The following is a 24,000-nucleotide window of genomic DNA, read 5'->3' as shown; positions in this document are numbered from 1 at the left end:
CGTCGATAATGAAATCCAGCGCAGGACACTTGCCATGACGATCCTGCGGCCCATACAAGCCCGGAGACATGATGCACGCAGCCCGTTCCAATCCAATCGACGTAAGCGCCGTCGCCCCGCCGCAGACAGAGGCTGTCTACCGGAAGGTCACCTCACGGCTGCTGCCGTTCCTCTTCGTTTGTTATGTCTTTGCGTATCTGGATCGCGCCAACATCGGCTTTGCGCATCTACAGTTCTCGCGCGACATCGGTCTTTCCGACGCGGCATTCGGTCTGGGCGTTGGACTCTTCTACGTGGGTTACATGCTCTTCGAGGTGCCGAGTAACCTGTGGCTCGCACGAGTCGGCGTGAGAAAAACGCTCATGCGGATCATGGCGCTGTGGGGCATCGTCTCGGCTGGCACAGCGTTCGTACAGACGCCCACGCAGTTTTACATCGCGCGCGTGTTGCTGGGCGCAGCCGAAGCAGGGTTCTTTCCAGGCGTCATTCTGTACTTCACCTACTGGTTTCCGGCCGCGCGCCGCGCGCGCGTCACGTCGATCTTCATGACGGCGATTTGCGTATCGGGCATTGTCAGCGGGCCCGTGTCGGGATGGATTCTCAATAGCATGTCGGGCTTACTCGGCTACAACGGCTGGCAATGGCTGTTCCTTCTCGAAGGCTTTCCGTCCGTGATCGCCGGTGTCTTTGCGTATGTCTATCTGACGGACCGCCCCGAGCAGGCGACCTGGCTCTCCGACGACGAAAAGGCTCTCCTGCTGGCGGAACTCAGCCGCGACGCGCAAACGAAGGCCGCACGCGCTCATGGTTCGATCTGGGTTGCGCTGAAGGAGCCAAAGTTCTATTTCTTGACGTTTGCCTATTTCAGCGTGCCGTGGGCGAGCATCGTCGTGCACATCTGGGCACCGAGCGTGATCCAGAAAAGCGGCGTATCGAACTACTGGCACATTGGGCTTCTATCCGCGATTCCGTATGTGGTCGGCGCAATCGCGATGTATCTGCTCGGCCGGAACTCGGATCGTATGCTGGAGAGGCGCTGGCATTTCATGGCAAGTGCATTGATGGCCGCTCTGGGCGTCGCGCTCTTGCCGGCGGCGGCGAATCACGCAGGCATTCTGGTGGCACTGCTTTGCGTCGCGACGGCGGGTTATCTGGGCATGCTCTCGCTCTTCTGGACCATCCCGCCCGCGTACCTGTCGAGCACCGCCGCCGCGAGCGGTATCGGACTCATCAGCAGCCTCGGCCAGTTCGGCGGGATTTCGGCGCCCTCGGTGATCGGCTATGCATCGACGCACTTCGGCAGCAATACTGTGGGCCTCTATGCGGTTGCGGTCGTCTCGATTCTCGGCGGTCTTGCAGTGGTGCTGGGTATTCCAGCGCGCGCAATCAGTGAACGCCGCGAATGAAATTCATGCTTGCAGTCTCAACCTTCGAGGCGCGCGCATGCGGCTGTTATCTCATCGCGCAGACGCAGCAGCGGCGCCGCTAGTTCGCTCACAACGCTGTCTTTCGGCGCGGCGGTGCGGACGCTGAAGTTGAGGACCAGCAACCGGTGTCCGGGAATGGCGAGCGGCGTTGCGAGCGCAATCACTTCTGGCTGCCAGCTTGCGACGCAACAGCCGTTTCTGTGAACGTCGTCCACGGCCTGTGCGATTTCTTTTGCCAGACGCTCCCAGCCGCTCCGTCCGCGTCGCTTGAATGCATCCATCAGACGGGCGAATTCGGCCTGCGGCTGCATCGCGAGATAGGCCCGGCCGAGCGACGTCAGTTCCATCGGCACGCGTTGTCCCGAGACGATGGTGCGTAATGAGGCTCGCTGGTTATAACGAATGGACTCGAGGTAGACCATCTCTTCACGGTCGGCGCCCGCGATTCCGACATTGATGTGCCTGGTCTGGGCAGTGTCGCGGATTAGCGGTCCAGCGGCATTGAGTACGGTGGATCCGCTGCGCAGCGCCTGCGCAAGACTGAGCACCGGCAGCCCCAGTCTATATGCCCTGCGCGCAGAGTCGTGTTCGAGATAACCGGCTTCCACGAGCGTTCGCGTGAGGCGGCTCACTGTCGCCTTCGGCAGGCCCGTGCGTTCCGCCAGATCGCCGTTGCCCAGAAGCGTCGCGCCGGGGCCGAAGGCGCGCAGCAACTCGAGCCCACGTTCGAGCGATCGATTCGATGGGGAAGCGCTCTGTTCCGGTTGGTGATTCTTGTTGCTCGCCATAGACAGGGGGTTTGCCGTGCTGAATGTGAAAAGGCCGAATATCGACGCCGCATCCGAGTGCATCAAAGCACATCGTAGCGGCCGCGAGATTTACTAAAATAGGGTAATCCGATGATCATCAACAATGCAAACCTCCGATGTGCGGCACTGTCTGCGGCATTTTTCGGCGGGTCACTAATGTCGACTGCAGTTCATGCCGCTGGAGTTCATGTCCTTGCAACGGGAGCGCTATCAGCAGCGTTCAAAGAACTCGGACCGGGCTATGAACGGCAGACGGGCAATCACCTCATCATATCGTGGGGACCTTCATACGGGACGTCCGCTGACGCGTTGCCCATGCGCATCAGCAATGGCGAAGCAATGGACGTCTGCTTGATGATCCGCCCTGCGCTAGACGAACAGATCAGGCAGGGAAGGTTTTTCCCGGACACTCGCACAGACCTCGTTGCTTCACGAATCGGCGTCGCGGTGCAGGCCGGCATGCCGAAGCCGGATGTGAGTACCGTGGAAAAACTGCGTAGTGCACTGCTCACAGCAAAGTCAGTTGCTTTCTCGGAGGGAGCTAGCGGCACCTATATCACTGGGACGTTGTTCCCCAAGCTCGGTATCGCGTACCAAATGAAAGCCACGAGTGTTCAGATCAAAGGGAAGGAACTGGTCGGAACGGCCATTGAGCGGGGATACGCCGAACTCGGATTGCAACAGATCAGCGAGCTTCGCGCCATTCAGGGGATTCAGTACGTCGGGCCGCTTCCGGAAGAAGTGCAGAAGGCGAGCGTCGTGTCTGCCGCGGTGTCGACAACCGCACAGGAGCGGGAAGGGGCTGCGGCGCTCATTTCTTATCTGAAAACGCCGGCAGCGTCGGCAGTGTTCGAAAAGACCGGTCTCGATCCAATTGAACCAGGGAAATAAATCGCACTGGTTTGAAGTCGTGCTACACCCGAAAGACAGGCCGTCGCGACGCCCGTTTCTCTGATCGTTCACCGTGTCCGGGCGCGGGCGGGCTGGCTACGCAAGTAACGAGCGAGCGCGTCAAATTCGACGGGCTCGCTCGGTCAGCCCCGGGCTCCGATCAGCTATGGAGCCAGCCTTGCGGGTACCTTCGACAGAAGCGGCCCCAAACCTTCGGCGAACGTCAGATGCGAGATGACAGCATCGCGTAGCTTCTGGTACGGAAGCTCGGCGATCATCGCCGTCTGCACCGAAGCCATTACCTCTCCCGCTTCCGGTCCGATCATCGTGAATCCCAGGATACGGTCGTCGTCGGCGCCGACGAGTACCTTCATGAATCCCTGAGTTTCGTCGGTCGCTTCTGTTCGCAGCACATTGCTCATTGGGAGTGTTGCGACGCGAACCGCAATACCGTCACGAAGCGCATCACTTTCGTTCAAGCCCACGCGCGCGAGCGGCGGATCGGTGAATAGCGTGTACGGAACCAGCCGGTCGGTTGTCGTTCGATGTCCGCCCGCGAGGTTGTCGCGCACTATCCTGAAGTCGTCTACCGAAACATGCGTGAACTGCGGACTGCCCGCGACTTCGCCGATCGCCCACACGCCCGGCGCCGATGCCTGCAACCTGTCATTGACGCGAATGTATCCGCGCTCGTCGAGTTCGATGCCTGCCAGTTCCAGGCCGATCCCGGCGGTGTTCGGAACCCGTCCTGCCGCAACGAGGATGTCACTGGCGTCGATCACCCGTTCCCCTGAAGCGGTGCGCAGTACGATGCGAACCTGTGTGCCGGAGCGGCCTTCGACGCGGAGCGTTTCAGCACTCGTCACGACATCGATTCCTTCGTTGCGCAGAATCCCAAGCATCTCTTCGCTGATGTCCACGTCTTCGCGAGCCATCAGCCGGGCGCCGCGCTCGACGATAGTCACGCGGCTGCCGAAGCGGCGATAAGCCTGTGCCATCTCGATGCCGATATAACCTCCGCCGAGCACGACCAGATGCGCCGGCGCGTAGTCAAGATCTAGCGCGCCGATATGGGTCAGCGGATCGGCGGCTAGCAATCCGGGCACATCGGGAATCGCAGCGTGCGTGCCGACATTGACCACCACCTGGTCGCCAACGAGCGTGCGCGTGCCGCCGTCGTTCAGCTGCACCTCGATCGTCTTCGGTCCGATAAAGCGGCCGGAGCCCATGATCAACTCGGCGCCGCTCGACGCATACGCCTGCACATGAAACGCCGCCTCTCTCTCGATCATTCCGCGCTTGCGCTCGCGAACCTTCAGCATGTCGACGGCGACTGGACCAGTGGTCGTGCCGAAGTCGCCGGCATGCCGCGCCAGATGCGCGACGCGCGCGCTCCATATTTCATTTTTGCTCGGCAGGCAAGCCACGGCGGGGCATGAGCCGCCCACCCACTGTCGTTCGACTACGCCGACCCGTCGTCCCAATCGCCCGAGATGCCACGCCAAGAGCTTGCCGCCCTGGCCGCTGCCGAGAATCAACGTATCGAAATGTTCAACGTGAGACATGAAATCCTCCAATACACCTGCGAGTTAGTGTGGCCGGTGCGGCAGCGATCCAGCTTTCTGCCCGGGCACAACGGATGCGGCGAGCGGCACGTCACCGCGTGACGAGTCCGCCCGGCTACGCACGTGTCACTTGACCGGCGGGAAATCGACGTCCGTGTCGTTAATGCGATTGAATGTATTGGTGAAGATAGTCATGGCGATCGCCAGCGAAATCTCAGCCAGTTGCGTGTCGCTGTAGCCGGCAGCGCGAATGGCTGTCAACTCGCTTTCATCAATCGTGCCGCGCGTGCTCTGCAGGGTCAGCACGAAGTGGATGAGCGCGTCGCGCTTCGCATCGCTCGTCGCCTTGCCCGCGCGAATCTGACGGAGCGCCTCGGGCGAGAGGCCCGTCATCTTTCCCAGCATCGTGTGCGCGGCCACGCAGTAGTCACAACCCGTCTGCTCGCTGACGAGCAGCTTGATGGTTTCCAGATCCTGTTTGCTGAGACTGCCGGACGCTAGCGCGCCTTCGGCGTCCAGCACGGCATTCAATGTCGCGGGGGCAAGGTGACCGAGCGCCGCGAACAGGTTCGGCACGCTGCCGCCAGCGATTTTTCGCACCCGTGCATAGACTTCGGCGGTGGCGCCCGTGGCGTTCGTGACTGCGGGGATTGCGATGCGACTCATGATTGACCTCATGCAGTGGTGGTTAGGAGCCTCCACTTTAGGGTCGCTCGATGATCTTGTTGAGCCTCTGAATTGCCAATATCATGCTCGAAAGTATCAAACGAGGTAGGTATGTCACTCACGCTTGATTGGCTGAGCCGTCTGCTCGGCATGATGACGGTGCGCGGCCAGCTCGAACTCCGATGTTCGTACGGCGCCCCCTGGCAGGTCATCTACGACGATTCGGCTGCCGGGGAAATGCCATATCACATCGTGCTCGGCGGATCGGCCATTCTGGAGACGCCGGGCGAGGGCAAACCGCAAGACCTGGGCGCCGGCGACATCGTGATGTTGACGCACGGCTCCGCCCATATTCTTCACGACGGCAGCGGTGCGCGGCCGAAGCCTGCGCGCGAGCGCCAGGCGTTGAACCTGACCATTAGCGAAAATAAAGGCACCGGTCAGCGCCTTGAAATGCTTTGCGGTCGAATCATGCTGGCGCCGCCGCATGACCGCTTGATCCGGGCATACCTTCCTCCCCGGCTCGTCGTCCGGACATCGCCCGCAGGGGCTTCGTCCAACGGTGAGACGCTTGCGCAACTGAAAGGTCTGATGGCGCTAATGCATGCGGAATCGAATGCGGACAGGCTGGGAGGCTATGCAATGCTGAACGCGCTGTCGACGGCGCTGTTCGCGCTCGCGCTGCGTATGTCCGGCGAGTCTGACGAAGCGCCGACAGGGTTGCTGGCTCTCGCTGGACATCCACGCCTCGCTCCGGCGCTTGCGGCCATATTCAACGAGCCGGCCTATCCGTGGACCCTGTCTGAACTGTCCGCACTTTGCAGCATGTCGCGCGCGACGTTGCTTCGCCACTTTCAGGACAAGGTGGGACGCTCGCCCAATGAACTCCTGACAGATGTCCGGATGGCATTGGCCGCCAACGAGTTGAAAAAACCAGGCGTTTCCACGGAACTCGTAGCCGAGAACGTCGGGTATCAATCCGTGGCGGCGTTCCGGCGCGCCTTCACCCAACATCTGGGCATGACGCCCGCCGGCTGGCGTCGCTCGGAGCAAGAGCAGCACGGACGGTCCTGAGTTGCACGGTTTCGGCTCGTCGCAGCGGCGATTGTCGCTGCGAGATTTATGAGTATTCAAAGCGTTCGACGGATTTTCCCCGCTGCGGCGTTTAAGAAGAAACGAAGCCGTGCCGCGCTTTGATACTGAGTGAATGGGAGAAACCGACATGACATCGAAAAAGCCGTTTCGCTTCGGACGCTATATGCTCGCCGTCGCGGCGACCTGCGCTGCCGCGCTGACGGCGGCACCCGCCATCGCCCAGACAGTGATCCTCGCGCCTGTCGCGCCACCGCCGCCCCGTGTCGAAGTCATGCCCGCGCCCCGCACGGGCTATGTCTGGGACCAAGGCCGCTGGCGTTGGCACCACGGTCGTTACGAGTGGGCGCCGGGCCATTGGCAGCCGGTTCGCGTCGGTTATCACTGGGTGCCAGGACATTGGGTGCAGCGCGGTCCGAACTGGCGCTGGGTCGAAGGTCATTGGGCGTGAAGGTCTCGCGTGACTCAAGGAGGCAAGCTGCCATGAAAACGCTGCTCTTATTGCTGCTCGTGACGTCGCTCGGCGGTTGTGTGGTCTACCCGGCGCGGTCGGTCTACTATCGCCCGGCAGTCGTCGTATATTGAGCAATCGCATGAACAAGCGCGTGAACACCCACGTGAGCACCCGCGATCGAATAATGCAAGCGCAACGAACCTACGAGGATAAAACCGACGTGAAGGGCATCGCATGTGTGTGGCAGGGCGCGGCCTCTTGAGCGAACGCGATCCCGACGCGGAACTGTTGGAGCAGGTCGGCCGGCACGATCCGGCCGCCGTGCGCACACTGGTTGCGCGCAAGCTGCCGCGTCTGCTCGCGTTAGCCACGCGCATGCTGGGCGATCGCATGGAAGCGGAAGACGTCGCGCAGGAAGTGTTCGTGCGAATCTGGAAACAGGCCACGCGCTGGCGCGAAGGCGAGGCGAAATTCGACACGTGGATTCATCGCGTCGCGCTCAATCTCTGCTATGACCGCCTGCGCGGCCGACGCGAAGATCCTCGCGACGACATGCCCGACGAGGTCGATCCCGCCGCGCCGCCGGATGCACGGCTCGAAGCGCGCGCCCGCGACGAGCGCGTTCGCGAAGCACTCGCCGCCTTGCCCGCGCGACAACGCGAGGCACTGGTGCTCAGCTATTACCAGGAGATGTCGAACACCGACGCCGCTGCACTAATGGGCGTTACCGTCGATGCGCTGGAAAGTCTGCTGGCCCGCGCGCGCCGCAATCTGCGCGCTCAACTGGCCGGCAGCGGCCTTAGCAAGGACAAGTCATGACGCCAGAAAGATTTCATCAGATCGTCGAAGCCTATGGCGCCGATCCGCGCCGCTGGCCGCAACAGGAGCGAGCAGCGGGGCAGGCGTGGGCGGACGCGCATCGCGCGCAAGCGGATGCGTACCTCGCTGAAGCGGCCGAGCTCGACACGTGGCTCGCCGCCGACCATGTTGCGCCGCCGGACGCGGCGTTGCAGCAGGGCATCATCGGCGGCGCGCCGCTGCCGCGGAAGCCCGCTTTGCAGCGGCGCGCATGGTGGTGGTCAGGCGCGGCGGTCGCGGGCGTCGGCTTGCTCGGCGGCGCAGCCGGCGCTTTGGCCGTGTCATTTTTCGTCTTGACCGAAACGGTGCCGCCCGTGCACGAGTCCTCTTATCTGACGTCGAGTTTCGGTGGTTCATCCGCCGACTGGAGCGGCGAATGAACAGCCGCTCATGGAAAATCGTGCTCGTGGCCTCGCTGGTGCTCAATGTGTTCCTGCTGGGCGCGATTGCCGGTGGTGCCTATCAATGGTTTGCGGCGCGCGGCGCGACGACACCGCTCGCCGTGCAACAGCGCGCGCTGCGCTTTGCCGCGCAGACGCTTACACCCGAGCGGCAGAAAGAGTTTGCCGACACTCTGAAGAACGGGCGCCGCGAGGCACGGCAGTTCGCGCGCGAAGCACGCGAAGGGCGGCGCGAGGTGTTGCGTCTGCTGGCCGCTCCGCAGCTCGATCGCCCGGCGCTCGACGCCGCCCTCGCTCGCACGCGCGCGGCCGACAGCAATCTGCGCGCGCAAGTGGAAAGCAGTGTGGCGGATTTCGCGGCGGGGCTGTCGCCCGAAGAGCGGGTCAAGTTCGCCGACAGCCTGCGCTTGCGCGGACAGTGGCGCGAGCCGCTGTCCGGCGCCAATGTCGCCAGGCCGGCGAGTCCGGCATCTGCGGGTGATTAAAAATCAGACGGGCGCGACGGATATCTATCGCGCCGCACGTTCAAGCTTTATCTAACGCCGAAGAGGATGGCATGGCTGCGCAACCGAATCTCACTGCCGCTGCGATTGCGCTGAACCGTTTCGGCCTGGGCGCGCGCCCTGACGATAAGGCGCCCGCCGATCCGAAAGCCTGGCTGCTCGCGCAGCTCGATCAGTATCAGCCGAAGCCGGCTGCGTGGGCGAGCCAGCCGGATGCGCTGACAATATCAAGCGAACTGGAGCAGCAGCGCATGCAGTTGCGTTTGCAGACTCAGCGCAATCCGGGCGGAGCGAGCATGCCCGCACAAACGAATGCTCAGACAGGTGAGCAAGCGGCATCGCAAAGCGACACGCGCAAAGATAAGGAAGCCGAAAGAAAGGCGATTCGCGCGGAAATTCGCGACAACTATCGATCGTCCGTGAATGCGCGAGTGACCAGCGCACTGACCACACAGACGCCCTTTGTCGAGCGGCTGGTTCATTTCTGGGCTAACCACTTTGCGGTGTCGGCGGAAAAACCCGCTGTGGCGGCGCTCGCCGGCTCATTCGAAGCCGAAGCGATCCGCCCACATGTGCTGGGCCGTTTCGAGGACATGCTGGTCGCGGTGGAACGTCATCCGGCCATGCAACTGTTTCTCGATCAGACGAGCTCGGTAGGGCCGGACAGCGTCGCGGCGATGCGGGCCGCGCAGCGCAATCCCGAGCGCAAGCGCGGCCTCAATGAAAATCTCGCGCGCGAAATCATGGAACTGCATACGCTAGGCGTGCGCAGTGGCTATAACCAGGACGACGTGACCGAATTCGCCCGCGCGCTGACCGGTTGGAGTCTCGTTGCGAGTCCACGGAATCCCGTTAATGCCGTTAATGCCGTTAATGCCGTTAATCCCGGCAGTTCAGCCAGTGCAGGCATGCCGGCAAGCCCGCCGATGCAAGCGGCCTCTGCACCGGGCAGTTTCGTGTTCCGCGAGGCGTTGCATGAGCCCGGCTCGCGAACCATCATGGGTCGCCGCTACGATCAGCGAGGCGAACAGCAGGCGCTCGCAATCCTGCATGATCTCGCAAGCGCGCCCGCGACAGCGCAGCACATCGGCTCGAAACTGGCTCGTCATTTCATTGCCGACAATCCGCCGCCAGACGTGAGCGAGCGGCTTGCGAGCGTGTTCGAGCGCAGCGGCGGCGATCTGCCGTCCGTCTACCGCGCATTGCTCGACATGCCGCAAGCGTGGTCGCCCGCAGCCGTCAAGTTCAAGACGCCGTGGGAATGGGCGATCTCCTCGATGCGCGGGCTCGGCTGGCAAGACCTTGGCAATCTGCAGGCAGCGCCCATGCTTGCGCAACTCGGCCAACCAGTGTGGCGGCCAGGCTCGCCTGCCGGTTACGACGATATTGCTGCAAGCTGGGCCGCGCCCGATGCACTGGTGCGCCGCGTGGAAGTGGCGCAGCGCTTCGCCGCCCGCGTCGGCGACCGGCTCGACGCCCGTTCGCTGGGGCAGGTTCTGCTCGCCGGATCGCTCAGCGCGCCGAGCGCAGCGGCCGTGGCGCGTGCCGAAAGCGCATCCACGGCCATCGCGCTTTTGCTGGTTTCGCCGGATTTTCAACGGAGATAGCGCCATGTATTCACGCCGTCAATTTCTGCAAGTTGCTGCTGCCGGGGCGGGTGCGATTCTCGTATCGCCGCATATCGCTTTCGCGCGCGTCGTCACGGATCGGCGTTTCGTGTTCGTGATTCAGCGTGGCGCCGCCGATGGCCTGAACATCGTCGTGCCATACGCGGAGCCCGCCTATGCAACGTTGCGCGGCGCGCTTGCGATCGATGCGTCGAGCGCGCGCCATCTGGACGGCACCTTCGCGCTGCATCCCGCACTCGTGCAAATCGGCGCTATGTACGCGGACCGTCAGGCGCTGTTCGTGCACGCGGTGGCATCGCCGTATCGCGACCGTTCGCATTTCGACGGACAAAACGTGCTTGAGACGGGCGGCGCCTCGCCATATCAGGCTAAGGACGGCTGGCTGAACCGGCTCGTCGCGCAATTGCCCGCGGCACGCGAAAGCGCGATTGCGTTCGCGCCGACGGTGCCCATGGCGCTGCGCGGCAAGGCCGAGGTGACTTCTTACGCGCCGTCGGCATTGCCGCAAGCGCCGGACGATCTGCTCATGCGCGTCTCTCAGCTATACGATCAGGACGCGCAGTTGCGCCCGCTGTGGGAGTCGGCAATGACGGCGCGCGGCCTCGCAGGCGACGCCGGCGCGCGTCAGGACCCCGCGAGCCTCGGCAAACTGGCCGCCAGTTTTCTGTCGCGAGATGACGGCCCGCGTATCGCGATGATCGAAACCGGCGGCTGGGACACGCACAGTGCGCAGAACGCGCGCCTTGCCAATCAGCTGAAAGCGCTCGACACGATGCTCGCGGCGCTGCGTGACAACATGGGCCCGGCCTGGCGCAAAACCACGGTACTCGTGGCGACCGAGTTCGGCAGAACCGCGGCCGCGAACGGCACAGGCGGCACCGATCACGGCACGGGCTCGGTGGCGATGGTATTGGGCGGCGCGGTCGCGGGCGGACGGGTCATCGCGGATTGGCCCGGTCTCGCGCCTCGCGACCTTTACGAAGCGCGCGACCTCAAACCGACTACATCCCTCGACTCGCTGATTGCCGGCGTCGCGAGCGAAGGCCTCGGCCTCGATCCTCAGCGCACGGCTCGCGCGCTGTTCGGTCAAACCGCCGCGACGAGACCGCTCACGGGTATCGTGCACGCATAGTGCGGCACGCTCAACAGCGCACATAGCTTTCGCGCCTCGCTAACCTCGGCTGACTCCCACGTCGACATGCTCCGGCGACTCGATCGCTTCCATCAGCAGTGCGATGAACGCGGTCACGGCCTGCGGAAGCGTGCGGCCTGCCATCGTCTGGATTTGCAGCGTTCGCTGGTGCAGTTCGGGGTTTGAAATCGGCACCATCGCAAGGGAGTCGGACACGAGGCGGCTGTGCACCGTCAGATAACCAGTCAACGTTATGGCGTCGGTGTAGCGCACGAAGTTTTGCAACGCCACGTGATAGTTGCTGGCGACTACCGGCTCGAAGATCAGCCCTTCCAGACTACATGCGATATCGAACAGTCGCCGTATCGTCAGGGTCTGGCTCGGCATGGCGAGCGGCCAGGGCAGCAGGTCCGCCAGAGAGACGCTTGCGCGCACAGCGAGCGGATGACTCTGCCGCATCAGCGCGTACACCGGCGCACGCTGTGCGTAATGCACTTGCACGTCCCGCTCCGGCGCCATGTTGAAGCATACCGCCACGTCGTGCGTGCCTTCCCGCACGCGCTGCGTCGCTATCGACGGCGCGGAGACGTCGAGCTGGAAATGCGCTCCGGGATGCGTCTTCAGGAACTGCGCGAACACGAGCGGCAGGAAGTCCGGTGCAACGCCCTCCGAACTCGCGATGCGGATCGTCGCGCGTTCGCCGGCCGAAAGACCGCGGATCTCGTCGGTGACGCGCTCGTCCTCCAGCTGACTGCGGCGCGCATGGTTGGCGAGTAGCCGACCGGCATCGGTCAGTACCATGCCGCGCGGACGGCGCTCGAAGAGCGGCGTTCCGAGTTGCCCCTCGAGCCTCGCGATCTGCCGGCTCAGAGCCGAAACGGCGACGAAAAGCCGCTCGGACGCCTTGCTGAGCGATCCACTGCGCGCGACTTCGAGGAAATAGCGCAAGGCTGTCTGGTCCATTGGATGCGTTGAGTCCCGGTGGCGACCTTTGCCGTTCCGGCAAAGGTGAGTGAGAAATATTGTAATTGTGCAGAAATATCGGCCACCACAGCATGGGTGTTGACCCGCTGCCCGCATGCGCCGCGCACTCTGACGCGGCGGCGCGACGCAGTTTCCAGCGCACCCGACGGAGACCGAGTTGACCCGACACACCGCCATTGAGCTAGCCACCGAAGGTTACCGGTCCGGCCAGTTTCTCGCCGACCTGCAACGCCGCGTCGCGCTGCGTACGGAAAGTCAGGAGCCGGAGCGCGACGCGCTTCTGCGCGCCTATCTCACCGACGAACTGATGCCGCGCCTCGAAGCATGGGGCTTCGTGTGCCGCATCGCGGAGAATCCGCACGAAGGCGCGGGCCCGTTTCTGATCGCCCATCGTCATGAAGGCGACGATCTGCCGACCGTGCTCAGCTACGGCCACGGCGACGTGGTGCGCGGCTACGACGCGCAATGGGCCGGCGGCCGCTCGCCGTGGCAGGTGAGCGTTGACGGCGAGCGCTGGTACGGTCGCGGCACTGCCGACAACAAAGGCCAGCACAGCATCAACCTGGCCGCGCTGAAAGCCGTGATGGACGCCCGCGCTGGCAAGCTCGGCTTCAATCTGAAGCTGTTGTTCGAAACCGGCGAGGAGGTCGGGTCGCCTGGTTTGCACGCGCTATGCACCAGGTTGCGCGACGAACTTGCCGCCGATGTCCTGATCGCCTCCGACGGGCCGCGCCTCGCCGCCAACCGCCCGACGCTCTTTCTCGGCTCGCGGGGCGTAATCAATTTCCGGCTCGACGTGACGCTGCGCGACGGCGCGCATCACTCGGGCAACTGGGGCGGCTTGCTGCGCAATCCGGGCATCGTGCTCGCCAACGCGATCGCGTCGATGGTCGATGCCAACGGCCGTATCGCGATCGAAGGGCTTCGTCCGCCGCCAGTGCCGGATGCGGTGCGCCGCGCGCTGGCCGACATCACCGTGGGCGGCAACCCCGGCGAGCCTGAAGTCGATACCGACTACGGCGAGCCGGGCCTGACGCCCGCCGAGCGCGTGTTCGGCTGGAACAATCTGGAGGTGCTCGCGTTTCGCACCGGCAACCCCGAAAAGCCCGTGAATGCCATTCCGCCGTCCGCGTTTGCGCATATGCAGCTGCGCTTCGTGGTGGGCACCGACTGGACCGATATCGCCGGCATCGTGCGCCGCCATCTCGACGCGCACGGTTTCCGCACGGTCGAGGTGAACGTCGAACGCGGCGCGCCCGCAACGCGCGTCGATCCGCAAAATCCTTGGGTGCGGTGGGCGCTGCGCTCGCTTACGCAGACTACCGGCGCGCAGCCGGTGCTGCTGCCGAACCTCGGTGGAACGCTGCCGAACGATGTGTTCGCCGACGTGCTCGGCATGCCCACGCTGTGGGTGCCGCATTCGTATCCCGGCTGTTCGCAGCACGCGCCGGACGAGCATCTGCTCGCGCCGGTCGTCGAGGAAGGTCTGCGCATCATGGCGGGCCTCTTCTGGGATCTCGGTGCGCGCGAGGGCGACGCATCCGACGCGAATCCGGCCGCCAATCTGCCCCGTCAACTATATCGAGGACTGCGCAATGAGCACTGACACCGTCGCCATCCAGGAACCGCTCGACGCCGCGCGGTCGCACAACATCGCGCGCCTGATCGTGGCGACATCGATAGGCAACGCGCTCGAGTTCTACGACCTCGTCGTATACGGCTACTTTGCCTCCACGCTGTCGCGGCTGTTCTTTCCGACGCACGACCGCACCGTTTCGCTGCTACTTACGCTCGGCACGTTCGCGCTGTCGTATCTCGCGCGTCCGGTTGGTGCGCTGGTTCTCGGTTCATATAGCGACCGGCATGGCAGGAAGGCCTCGCTCACGCTTTCGATTGGGTTGATGACGCTCGGTACAGGACTCGTCGCCGTCATGCCGCCGTATGCGACGATCGGCATCGCCGCGCCGATCCTGATCTTCCTGTCGCGTCTGCTGCAAGGTTTTTCCGCTGGAGGTGAATTCGGCAGTTCGACGGCGTTTCTCGTCGAGCATGCGCCGGCGCGCAGCGGCTTCATGTCGAGCTGGCAGTTCTCGAGCCAAGGCGCGAGCACCTTGCTCGCCTCGCTGTTCGGCGCCTTGCTGACCGGTCTGCTGACGCCGCCGCAACTCGAAGGGTGGGGCTGGCGTATCCCGTTCCTGTTCGGCATGCTGATCGGCCCCATCGGCCTTTACATTCGCCGGCGCATGGACGAGACACCGGAGTTCGCTCGCGCCGAAAAGCTCGCGTCGCCGGTGCGAGCGGTGCTTGCGACACAGAAGGAACTGGTGCTCGTTTCGATCGGTTCGCTCGTGCTCACCACGACCGCGAATTACATGCTGCTTTATATGCCGACGTACGCGACGCATCAGCTCAAGCTCTCGCCGTCGTCGGGATTCATTGCGACGCTCGTGGCGGGCTTTATCGTGATGGCGCTCGTGCCGGTGGTGGGACATCTGTCGGACAAGTTGGGGCGCATACGCATCATGCTGCCGGTCGGCGTGCTGTTTCTCGTCACCGTGTATCCGGCCTTCATGTTGATGAACGCCTATCCGTCGCTGCCCATGCTGCTTGCCTGCGTGATCTGGGTCGCGCTTCTCAAAGCGACGTACTTCGCGCCGATTCCCGCGTTGATGGCGGACCTCTTTCCGGTTGAAACGCGCACAACCGGCATGGCCTTCGCATACAACATCGGCACGACGATTTTCGGCGGCTTCACGCCGGTCGTGGTGGCGGCGCTGATCGCCTTCACACATAACAATCTGGCGCCCGGTTTTTATCTGATGATCGCCGCTGTAATCAGTCTCTTCACGCTGATATGGGCGCGGCGCCGTCTGCATGTGCGGTGACGAGGCGGAGTTCATCGCCGGTCATCGCCGCCGCAAGCGCAACGCCTTTTCAGAGAACTCACAGGAAATACGCATGAACGAAGCATTGCAGCAGGCCATCCAGTTTTCCATCGACCATGAATCGACGTGGGATCGCCAGGTCGATGCCAACTGGGGCGTGCATGTGAAAGACCCGGCGCCGTGGAACCGGCTGCTCGGGCCAGTGCATGACCGGGGTCCGGTATCGGGCGCGATTGCGCTCGACGGACGCAAGCTCGCGACGTGGGGCGAGCCGGACCGCGCCGACCTCACGTTCAGCATTGCAAAGACCTATCTCGCGCTGCTCGCGGGCGTGGCCCACGACCGCGGCCTGCTGTCCGATCTCGACGAACCCGTGCGCGTGAGCGTGCCCGGCATCGGCTTCGACGACGATCACAACGCGAACATAACGTGGACGCAACTGCTGCAACAGACGAGCGAATGGCAGGGCACATGCTTTGGATTGCCCGATCAGGCGGATCACTATCGCGCGGTCACGTTCGGTGAGCCGCCGAACGGCAAGAAGGGCGATCTGCGTCCGCTACAGCAGCCGGGCACGTATTGGGAGTACAACGACGTGCGCATCAACCAGCTCTCGCTTGCGCTGCTGCATCTGTTCGGCGAGCCGCTGCCGGAAGTGTTCCGCGAGGCGATTGCGCGGCCTTCCGGAGCAAGCGACGCCTGGGATTGGGTTGGCTACGACCACGCGTGGGTGGAGGTCGGCGGACGCCGCGTGCAGTCGGTGCCGGGCGGCACACACTGGGGCGGCGGCATGTCGATCAGCGCGAACGATCAGTTGAAGATCGCGCAGATGCTCCTCGACGAAGGTACCGTATCGGGACGCCGTGTGCTGTCGAAGGAATGGATCGCGCGTATGCAAACGCCTTGCCCGATCGCGCCGTTCTACGGCTATCTCGTCTGGCTCAATACCGGGCAGAAGATGTTCCCGAGCGTGCCGGCATCCAGCTACTTTGGCGTCGGCGCGGGTAGCTCGTTCATGTGGATCGAGCCGACCCGGCGGCTCGCCGTTATCGTGCGCTGGCTCAATCCTGAGCATGCGGACGAATTCTTTGGACGCGTGTTCGACGCGGTCGCACAGTTGCGGTGACGGGCAATCTGGTGCGCACGGGACAGATTCACATTAATAATTCGCTCGGCCGAAACAGCCGGATCGTGGACAATCTCGCTCTGAGAACACGATCGCGCCCGACAACAGGCCTGGTCGTGGTCCGCACAAATAAAACGGCGGTGACGTATCCGCCTTCAATTTGCTACGGCGTCAGCGAAACGGAAATCGTCCAGTGCGCACCAATCAACATGCCTTCTTTGCCTCTTTGTTTCTGTCGAGACTAGCGGACCAGATCCTGCTCTTTCTGGTGCCCCTGGTCGTCTATCAGACCACACATGACACGTCGTGGTCCGGCATCGCATTTTTCATCGAGGCACTCCCGAGATACCTGGTGTTTCCCTTTTGCGGCGTCCTGTGTGACCGGATATCGCCGGTCAGGATTCTGCGGGTAAGCCAGTTGTATCGCGGGTTGGCGTGTATTGCAGGCGTTCTCGGCTACGCGGCATTCGCCGGCATTGGTTGGCTCGTCGTACTTTCAGCGTGTTGCGGCATTCTCACGAGTCAAGGGCTCGTCGCACGAGAGGTGTTGCTGCCGCAGGTATTCAAACATCAAAAGTTCGAACGCGTCCTGTCGCACGCGCAACTCGCCGATCAGATAGGCGTGGTTGCCGGACCCATGTTAGCCGCGTTGCTGCTGGGTTGCTGGCGATGGGAGTTCGTTGTCGTGGCAACAGCGATTCTGTTTTTCGCCGCGGACTGGGCGACCGTCGTATGGCAACGCACGAGCGACTTCGAACTGATAGCGCCTGAGGTTGCTAAGGGGCCCTGGTCCGCGCCGATCAAGGTCGCGCTAAATCACGTAGCCCGTCTGCCGAAACTGAAGAAGCTTGTAGCGCTGGCGGCGGCGGAAAACCTCGTCATTGGCGTTACGCTGGCGACTTCAGCGGCGATGGTGACCGGCGTGCACCATAAATCTGACGCTTTCTATGCCCTTTTGCAGACCGCCGGGGCTGTCGCAACCGTTGTCATTTTGCTGCTGATAGCGAGAACCGCAATTCCTCGCCGAGTACTGGGCTTGCTGTCATTCGTGGCGATATGCGCTGGCGGGATCATTGCAGGTGCCAGCCCGTCCGCGTGGGGTTACGTTATCGGCTTTCTGCTGATTGCAGGCTTCGACAAGATGTTCAGCATCTACATTCGGGCTGTGCGACAGGCGATCATTCCACCAAAGGACTACGGCAAGACTCTCGGCGTGATCATCATGCTTAACAATCTGACGCAGCCGCTTGCGGGCTTGCTGGTCGGCCTGTTCTCGGGCCACGGCCGCGTCGGCCTGGTAATCGTGTCAATCTCGCTCTTTATGGGCGGCTCAGGGGCTTTGGCCCTGACCATTGAGGCTTGGCGCCGCCGCTATGCAAACAGGCCGAATGCTGCGCGACACGCTGATGGAAAACCGGAGAGCGTGAAGTAGCAAAGGCGGATCGCTGGGCGATTCCCAGGCGTTTATGACTGTCCGGACACCTGCTCGCGCCCCGAGTCCACCGAAAGCCCAATGAAACCCATACACAGCTAAAGCAGTTTCAACCCGGTGAATCCGCCGCGCCGCTCATCTTGCTCGACGCCCGCGACTGAACGCTCGACAGATGCTCGCGCATGCATCGAGCCGCCGTTTCTCCATCACGCGCTTTCATCGCGTTGACGATTGCCTGATGTTGTTGGGCGAAATAGTGCCGCGTCTCCTGGCTGACAGTTTTCTTTCGAACCTCCGGCTTGACGCGCATGCCGTTGATCACTTCCATGAGCGCAATGAGCGCCGGATTGCGGGTTGCCTGGCTAATCAACAAATGGAATCGGTGATCCCATTGCTGCCACTCCTCGTCGCTGTTCGCGGCCGCGTTTTTACGCGCGCACTTCTCCAGTTCGAGCAGATCGTCCCAACTGGCCTTGGTCGCGGCGAGTTCTGCCAGAGCGGGCTCGAAGAGTAGCCTCATTTCGGCAATATCCGCTGGACTGGTGCCCGCGCGCAAGCCGCGCAGCGTGGGACCGAATTTGAGCGGCCGTGCTCCCAGGTAGGTGCCGCGCCCAACCCCGCGCCAGACCCGTCCCGACGCCTCCAGTGAGGCAAGCACCGAGCGCAGTTCTCTTCGACTGACGCCGAGCTCTTCAGCCAGCTTTCTTTCGGGCGGTAAGGCGTCGCCGTCTTTGAGCTGATGGCTGGCGACATACCCGAGCAGGCCGTTCAATGCTGTTTCTTCCATTCCGCCTACCGAACCAATGAATATTGGTATCAAAGATAACAGATTGACGGCGCACTGACGGCGGGAATTTTCATGTAATGTTTTTTTGGCTGGATTCTCCGACGATACGTTCCAGGTTAGCATCGAGGAATGAGTGGCGTGAGCCACATGCTGGTTAATCAAGTTGTACCTATATCAATTGGTTCAGCACCGGTCTTAGCCATCGCAGAGGAGTAGCGTATGTCGTTTACAACTCGTCCCGAACTGATTGGAACGTTCGGAATGGTGGCTTCCACGCATTGGCTGGCCAGCGCGTCGGCCATGGCCGCGCTCGAAAAAGGCGGCAATGCGTTCGACGCCGCCGCCGCTGCGGGGTTTGTGCTCCAGATCGTCGAGCCCCATCTGAACGGTCCCGGCGGTGAACTGCCGGTGGTGTTCTACAGCGCACGTGAAGACCGTGTTCGAGTGCTTTGCGGGCAGGGCGTGACGCCCGCGAGCATGACCATCGAGCGTATGCGCGAGTTGGGGCTGGAAGTGGTGCCGGGCACCGGACTATTGCCGGCGGTGGTACCCGGGGCATTCGGCGCATGGATGGCCATGCTGCGCGACTATGGCCAGTTGCCGCTCGAAGACGTGTTGAGCTATGCGATCGGCTATGCGGAGAACGGCTATCCGGTGCTGCCGCGCATGGCTTCGTCGATCCTCGCGATCAAGGATTTCTTCCTCACCGAATGGCCTACTTCGGCCGAGCAGTGGCTGCGCAATGGCGACGCACCCACGCCGAATCAACTCTTCGCCAATCCGGCGATTGCCAATACCTACAAGCGCATTCTGCGAGAAGCGACGAGCCGCAGTGATCGCGCCGAGCAGTGCGAACGGGCTCGCGAGGTGTTCTATCGCGGGTTCGTGGCCGACGCCATCGACCAGTACTTTCGATCGACGGCCGTTCTCGATACTTCCGGCCAGCGCAATCGCGGCTTGCTCGACGCCGAAGATCTCGCTCGCTGGGAACCCTCCTATGAAGACCCAGTGTCCTACGACTACGGCGACCTCCGTGTCCACAAGACCGGTCCGTGGGGGCAGGGGCCGATGTTCCTGCAGCAACTCGCGCTGCTCAAGGGCTTCGATCTGGCAGCCATGGATCCGCTGGGACCGGATTTCGTCCACACGGTTATCGAGTGCTCGAAGCTCGCGTTCGCCGACCGCGAGGTGTTCTACGGCGACCCGGCGTTTGCCCATGTCCCGCTCGACGTGCTGCTCGGCGACGCCTACAACGACGAACGTCGCCGGCTGATCGATCCGCTGCGCGCGTCGCTCGAATTTCGTCCGGGAACGCTGGGCGACAGCGAGCACCGCGCCGCGCGCATCATGGCACTCGCTGGGAAGGAACAGTTCGGCGGCTTCGGGCAGGGCGAACCGACCTTCGCGCCGTTGCCTGAGTTGCGAGGCGACACCGTTCACCTCGATGTCGTCGACCGGTGGGGCAACATGGTGTCGGCTACGCCGTCGGGCGGCTGGTTGCAGGCGTCGCCAGCGGTGCCCGGGCTCGGCTTTAACGTCACCACGCGCGCGCAGATGTTCTGGATGGAAGAGGGCCTGCCTTCGTCGCTGGGTCCTCGGCGCCGTCCTCGCACAACGCTGTCGCCCACGCTCGTCACCCGCGCGGGCAAACCCTACGCGGCATTCGGCACGCCCGGCGGCGACCAGCAGGATCAATGGTCGCTCCAGCTATTCCTGAAACATGTGCACGCGGGCATGAACTTCCAGGCCGCCGCAGATTCGCCGTCGTTCCAGACCGCTCACTTCCCCGGCTCGTTCTACCCGCGCGCGATGCAGTTGGGCAAGATGTCCGCCGAAGCCCGTTTCCCGGAAAGCACGCTCGCCGAATTGCGCGCGCGTGGACATGATCTGACCGTGGCCGAGCCTTGGGCATTGGGGCGGGTCTGCGCAGTGGGAATCAGAAATGGCCTGATGCGCGGCGCGGCGACGCCTCGTCAGATGCAGGCATATGCGGTTGGGCGATGAACTTCGCGCCCGCGATCAACGCGCTCAATCCTTCAGGGAGAACCTTGCCGTGTCTGCCGTAGCCGCTCGTCTCGAACGACTCCCGTTATCGGGTTTTCACCGCAAACTCCTGCTTATCGGCGGGCTGGGGTATCTGTTCGACGGACTCGATTCGTCGTCGCTTGCGTTTCTGCTGCCGGTCGTGAGCAAGCTGTGGCATTTGACGAGCGCCGAGACAGGCCTCGTTGCCAGCAGTACCTATATCGGTTATTTCTTCGGCGCTTTTCTATCGGGGGTATTCGCCGATCTGATCGGCCGCCGCCGCATCATGATGTCGGCGCTGGCGATCTACTGTGTCGCGTCGCTCGCGAGTGCTGCGGCGACGGATTGGCACACGTTCTTCGCATTACGTATCGTCGCGGGTTTCGGCTCCGGCGCGGAGACGGTGGTGATCGCGCCATTCCTCGCGGAATTCGTGCCGCGCCGCTACAGGGGAATGTTTTGCGGCGCGCTGGTCGGCTTCATGTCGTTTGGCTATCTGAGTTCGTCGATTCTCGGCTTCTTGGTGGTGAGAAACTTTGCCGATGGCTGGCGCTACCTGGCCGTGGTGACGTCGTTGCCGGTCGTCATGCTGCTCTGGTGGCGAAGGACGCTGCCGGAGTCGCCGCGATGGCTGGAGAGCCAGGGCCGAACGGAAGAAGCGAATCGCATCGTTAGCGCTATCGAATCATGGTTTACCGGCCGAGGCATTCATCTAGCGCCGGTCGCTCCCGTCCGCATGATGCCGACGTCGGCACCGTCAAAGGGTCGCGCATTGCAGAACGTGCTCACATTGTGGTCGCCGCGACTCGCGCGCACCACGGCGGTAAGCTGGCTCATGTGGTTCTCGGTAGCATTCGCGTACTACTCGTTCTTCTCATGGATTCCGAGTCTGCTCCTCAAGGAGGGGCTCACCATGACGAAGAGCTTCGGTTATTCCATCGCGATCTATGGGGCGCAGATCCCGGGTTATTTCTCGGCCGCATGGCTCAATGAGCGCATCGGACGCAAAGCGGTGGTCGCGTCGTACATGCTGCTGGGCGGCCTCGCGGCGATCGCGCTTGCGTTCTCTCACACGGGAATCGGCATCATGCTTGCGGGCATATGCCTGTCGTTCTTCATGAACGGCGCGTTCGCGGGCGTCTATGCGTACACCCCTGAAGTCTTTCCCACTGCGGTTCGCACGACGGGTACGGGCTCGTCCTCATCGTTTGGCCGCATCGGCTCGGTGAGCGCGCCCATTCTGGTCGGCCTCGTCTACCCCGCGTTCGGATTTCTCGGCGTGTTCGCGATGACCACGACAGTTCTGCTCGTCGGGGCATGCGTGGTTTTCTGCCTGGGTATCGAGACTCGCAACCGCTCGCTCGAAGATATCGAGGCCGAGGAGTTCGGGCGCGAACAGGATGTTCGAGGCCCGCTCAGTTCCACGGAACTAGGCGGCTGAAGCCGCGATGTGCCAACTTTTCGCCTACACACCATGCAAGCCAACCGGATCGTGACTGCGCCGCCCGTCCCGCAAACGCTGGACATTTCCCATCTGGAACATCTCGCCAGGGCCATGCGGCTCAACGGTCAGCCGGCGGCGCTTTTCCGTGCGGTTCATGAGGTGGCGGCAAGCGTAATCGGCTTTCGCCTCTTTACGATCATGTCTTACGACGCGGAGCGCGAGGAAGTCGAGCGCGCTTATACGAACATGCCAGACGTGTATCCACTTGGCGGGCGCAAGAAAAAACGCGGCACCCCGTGGGCCAGACGGGTTCTGCACGACCTAGAGCCATTTCGCGCAGAAACGCCGCAAGGCATTCGCGAAGCGTTCGACGATCATGCGGTGATGACCGGCATGGGCCTTGGATCGATACTGAACATTCCGGTCGCGTACAACGGCGTGTGCATCGGCACGATGAACCTGACACATCGGGAATGGTGGTACACCGAGGGGCACGAAGCGCTCGGATTGCTGATCGGTTCGTTCCTCGCTCCCGCTCTCATGGCGGCCAATACGGCATCTGCCGGCAGTTCGACCTCTCTCTGACATGACCACAACTCCGCGTGCTGTGACAGCGTCGCCGGCGACACCAGGTGTCGAATCGCAAGGCCGTTGGCTGCTGGTCTTCGTCCTTTCCTATCTGGCGCTAATGGCCGATGGCGCCGACGTGATGATGTACGGCTTGACCCTCACGCGAATCAAGGACGATTTCGGGCTGAGCAATGTCCAGGCGGGAGCGTTGGGCAGCCTGACGTTGTTAGGCATGGCCGCGGGCGGGATACTGGGCGGCTGGCTAAGCGATCGTGTGGGCCGGGTGAGGGTGATCGTGTGGGCGCTGGCGCTCTTTTCGCTCGGCGCGGGACTGCTCGGGCTCACTCACAGCTTTCTGCAGTTCGCGATTGTTCGCTTCATCGGTGCGTTGGGAATCGGCTGCATGGTGCTGGTCACCACGCTGGTTGCCGAATATGTGCCCACCGAAAGACGCTCGCTGATTCTCGGTGCGTTGCAGACCGGTATTTCGGCCGGCTACATCGTGGTGATTGCACTGAGCAGCTGGATCTTGCCGCACTACGGCTGGCGCACGCTGTATTACGTGTCGGCCGTTCCCGTGGTGTTTGCGCTGGCGATCAGGTTTGCCGTGCCCGAGCCGGCTAGCTGGCGGGCGAGCCGTGCAGCCGACCGCAAAAGCCAGAGTGAAAGCAGCACTCAAGGCCAGAGCGGAGCGCGATTGCGCGACGGCCGCTACGCCGTGATTTTCCGCAATCGACAGACGCGCACGCTGTTCATCCTGTGGACTCTCGCCTCGGTTTTCATTCTTTCCGGCTTTTATGGTTTGAACAACTGGCTACCCACGTACCTGGAAAGAGAACTGCATATCAAGTTCAGCTCGCTGACTGGCTACATGATCGGTACTTACGTGGTCGCTTTCATCGGCAAGATCTTCGCCGGCTGGCTGGGCGACCGCTGGAGCCGGCGTGGCGTGTATGTGCTGGGCTGCGCGGGCGCCGCGCTCTTTTTGCCGGTCATCATCTTCTGGCATACGCGCGAGAACATTGCGGCTCTCATGCTTTTCTTCGGCTTTCTGTATGGTGTTCCGCTGGGCACGATCGGCACTTTCATGTCCGAGAGCTTCGCCACTTCCATCCGCGGCACTGCTGTTGGTGGTTCCTATAACGTCGGACGTTTCTGCGCGGGCGCAGCGCCGATTGTTATCGGCTATCTCGCCACCCAGTTCTCCATCGGCTTCGGCTTTCTTGTCGTGGGTGCGGTCTTCTTCTTGAGCGGCGTCACCGCGCTGTTTATCCCGGACCGCTTGTACGACACCGAGCGGCCATCCACGCCGTGACTCTGC

Annotated in this window: 22 protein-coding genes; 17 read left to right on the top strand and 5 right to left on the bottom strand. The window is 62.7% G+C overall.

Annotated features, from left to right (window positions below; translation table 11 throughout):
• Positions 1–68: 68 nt before the first annotated feature.
• Positions 69–1,406 carry an MFS transporter gene (locus tag JMY24_RS22180; protein WP_413231261.1) on the top strand — a complete coding sequence of 446 codons (1,338 nt, stop codon included), beginning with the start codon at positions 69–71 and terminating at the stop codon, positions 1,404–1,406.
• Positions 1,407–1,423: 17 nt separating this feature from the next.
• Here the strand turns inward: JMY24_RS22180 and JMY24_RS22175 are convergent, their stop codons facing one another.
• Positions 1,424–2,215, bottom strand: a complete 792-nt coding sequence (locus tag JMY24_RS22175) for an IclR family transcriptional regulator (protein WP_128597276.1) — start codon at positions 2,213–2,215, stop codon at positions 1,424–1,426.
• Between the two features lie 111 nt (positions 2,216–2,326).
• Between JMY24_RS22175 and JMY24_RS22170 the strand changes: the two genes are divergently transcribed.
• A complete protein-coding gene (locus JMY24_RS22170; RefSeq protein ID WP_236597475.1) occupies positions 2,327–3,127 on the top strand; it encodes a substrate-binding domain-containing protein in 801 nt (266 codons plus the stop codon).
• A 164-nt stretch (positions 3,128–3,291) separates the two neighbouring features.
• Here JMY24_RS22170 and JMY24_RS22165 read toward each other — a convergent pair whose 3' ends face one another.
• Both JMY24_RS22165 and JMY24_RS22160 read right to left on the bottom strand, forming a co-directional pair.
• Positions 3,292–4,692, bottom strand: a complete 1,401-nt coding sequence (locus JMY24_RS22165) for an FAD-dependent oxidoreductase (RefSeq protein ID WP_128597277.1) — start codon at positions 4,690–4,692, stop codon at positions 3,292–3,294.
• 126 nt (positions 4,693–4,818) lie between these two features.
• Positions 4,819–5,358 carry a carboxymuconolactone decarboxylase family protein gene (locus JMY24_RS22160; RefSeq protein ID WP_201702912.1) on the bottom strand — a complete coding sequence of 180 codons (540 nt, stop codon included), beginning with the start codon at positions 5,356–5,358 and terminating at the stop codon, positions 4,819–4,821.
• Positions 5,359–5,469: 111 nt separating this feature from the next.
• Here JMY24_RS22160 and JMY24_RS22155 point away from each other — a divergent pair, with 111 nt between their 5' ends.
• The 7 genes from JMY24_RS22155 (at position 5,470) to JMY24_RS22125 (ending at position 11,426) form a co-directional block, all read left to right on the top strand.
• Positions 5,470–6,432 (top strand): cupin domain-containing protein, encoded by a 963-nt coding sequence (locus tag JMY24_RS22155; protein ID WP_128597278.1) that lies wholly within the window; start codon positions 5,470–5,472, stop codon positions 6,430–6,432.
• 148 nt (positions 6,433–6,580) lie between these two features.
• On the top strand, positions 6,581–6,901 hold the full coding sequence (locus JMY24_RS22150) for a YXWGXW repeat-containing protein (protein ID WP_128597279.1): 321 nt from the start codon (positions 6,581–6,583) through the stop codon (positions 6,899–6,901).
• 261 nt (positions 6,902–7,162) lie between these two features.
• Positions 7,163–7,723, top strand: a complete 561-nt coding sequence (locus JMY24_RS22145; protein ID WP_201702911.1) for an RNA polymerase sigma factor — start codon at positions 7,163–7,165, stop codon at positions 7,721–7,723.
• Entirely contained in the window at positions 7,720–8,142 is a 423-nt protein-coding gene (locus tag JMY24_RS22140; protein ID WP_201702910.1) for a hypothetical protein, read from the top strand. Before JMY24_RS22145 ends, JMY24_RS22140 begins: the two co-directional genes overlap by 4 nt.
• Entirely contained in the window at positions 8,139–8,648 is a 510-nt protein-coding gene (locus tag JMY24_RS22135) for a periplasmic heavy metal sensor (RefSeq protein WP_201702909.1), read from the top strand. Before JMY24_RS22140 ends, JMY24_RS22135 begins: the two co-directional genes overlap by 4 nt.
• A gap of 71 nt (positions 8,649–8,719) precedes the next feature.
• Positions 8,720–10,273 (top strand): DUF1800 domain-containing protein, encoded by a 1,554-nt coding sequence (locus JMY24_RS22130; protein ID WP_201702908.1) that lies wholly within the window; start codon positions 8,720–8,722, stop codon positions 10,271–10,273.
• 4 nt (positions 10,274–10,277) lie between these two features.
• A complete protein-coding gene (locus JMY24_RS22125) occupies positions 10,278–11,426 on the top strand; it encodes a DUF1501 domain-containing protein (protein WP_128596527.1) in 1,149 nt (382 codons plus the stop codon).
• Between the two features lie 39 nt (positions 11,427–11,465).
• Here JMY24_RS22125 and JMY24_RS22120 read toward each other — a convergent pair whose 3' ends face one another.
• Positions 11,466–12,389, bottom strand: coding sequence for a LysR family transcriptional regulator (locus JMY24_RS22120; protein WP_201702907.1), 924 nt, complete (start codon positions 12,387–12,389; stop codon positions 11,466–11,468).
• Between the two features lie 178 nt (positions 12,390–12,567).
• Here JMY24_RS22120 and JMY24_RS22115 point away from each other — a divergent pair, with 178 nt between their 5' ends.
• From JMY24_RS22115 to JMY24_RS22100, 4 genes are all read left to right on the top strand, one after another.
• Positions 12,568–14,016: a M20 family metallopeptidase gene (locus JMY24_RS22115; protein ID WP_201702906.1), complete on the top strand. Its 1,449-nt coding sequence runs from the start codon at positions 12,568–12,570 to the stop codon at positions 14,014–14,016.
• Positions 14,006–15,295: an MFS transporter gene (locus JMY24_RS22110; RefSeq protein WP_128596528.1), complete on the top strand. Its 1,290-nt coding sequence runs from the start codon at positions 14,006–14,008 to the stop codon at positions 15,293–15,295. Before JMY24_RS22115 ends, JMY24_RS22110 begins: the two co-directional genes overlap by 11 nt.
• 73 nt (positions 15,296–15,368) lie before the next feature.
• Complete coding sequence (locus tag JMY24_RS22105) at positions 15,369–16,421, top strand: serine hydrolase domain-containing protein (protein ID WP_128596529.1); 1,053 nt, start codon at positions 15,369–15,371, stop codon at positions 16,419–16,421.
• 193 nt (positions 16,422–16,614) lie between these two features.
• The gene (locus JMY24_RS22100) at positions 16,615–17,853 is read left to right on the top strand and encodes an MFS transporter (RefSeq protein ID WP_128596530.1); all 1,239 of its coding nucleotides are present in this window, start codon (positions 16,615–16,617) and stop codon (positions 17,851–17,853) included.
• Positions 17,854–17,962: 109 nt separating this feature from the next.
• Here JMY24_RS22100 and JMY24_RS22095 read toward each other — a convergent pair whose 3' ends face one another.
• Positions 17,963–18,640 carry a FadR/GntR family transcriptional regulator gene (locus tag JMY24_RS22095; protein WP_128596531.1) on the bottom strand — a complete coding sequence of 226 codons (678 nt, stop codon included), beginning with the start codon at positions 18,638–18,640 and terminating at the stop codon, positions 17,963–17,965.
• A 219-nt stretch (positions 18,641–18,859) separates the two neighbouring features.
• Between JMY24_RS22095 and JMY24_RS22090 the strand changes: the two genes are divergently transcribed.
• From JMY24_RS22090 to JMY24_RS22075, 4 genes are read left to right on the top strand one after another with little or no spacing between them, the layout of a single operon-like run.
• A complete protein-coding gene (locus JMY24_RS22090; protein WP_128596532.1) occupies positions 18,860–20,644 on the top strand; it encodes a gamma-glutamyltransferase family protein in 1,785 nt (594 codons plus the stop codon).
• A gap of 49 nt (positions 20,645–20,693) precedes the next feature.
• Positions 20,694–22,106 (top strand): MFS transporter, encoded by a 1,413-nt coding sequence (locus JMY24_RS22085; RefSeq protein WP_128596533.1) that lies wholly within the window; start codon positions 20,694–20,696, stop codon positions 22,104–22,106.
• Positions 22,107–22,139: 33 nt separating this feature from the next.
• Positions 22,140–22,694: a GAF domain-containing protein gene (locus JMY24_RS22080; protein WP_128596534.1), complete on the top strand. Its 555-nt coding sequence runs from the start codon at positions 22,140–22,142 to the stop codon at positions 22,692–22,694.
• A 1-nt stretch (position 22,695) separates the two neighbouring features.
• Positions 22,696–23,994, top strand: a complete 1,299-nt coding sequence (locus tag JMY24_RS22075; protein WP_128596535.1) for an MFS transporter — start codon at positions 22,696–22,698, stop codon at positions 23,992–23,994.
• Positions 23,995–24,000: the final 6 nt, after the last annotated feature.

Origin of the sequence: Paraburkholderia kirstenboschensis, from assembly GCF_904848585.1 — a bacterium.
GTDB classification, from domain to species: Bacteria; Pseudomonadota; Gammaproteobacteria; order Burkholderiales; family Burkholderiaceae; genus Paraburkholderia; species Paraburkholderia kirstenboschensis.
Note: the sequence above shows the minus strand (reverse complement) of the source record. Positions and strands in the feature narration are given on the sequence as shown.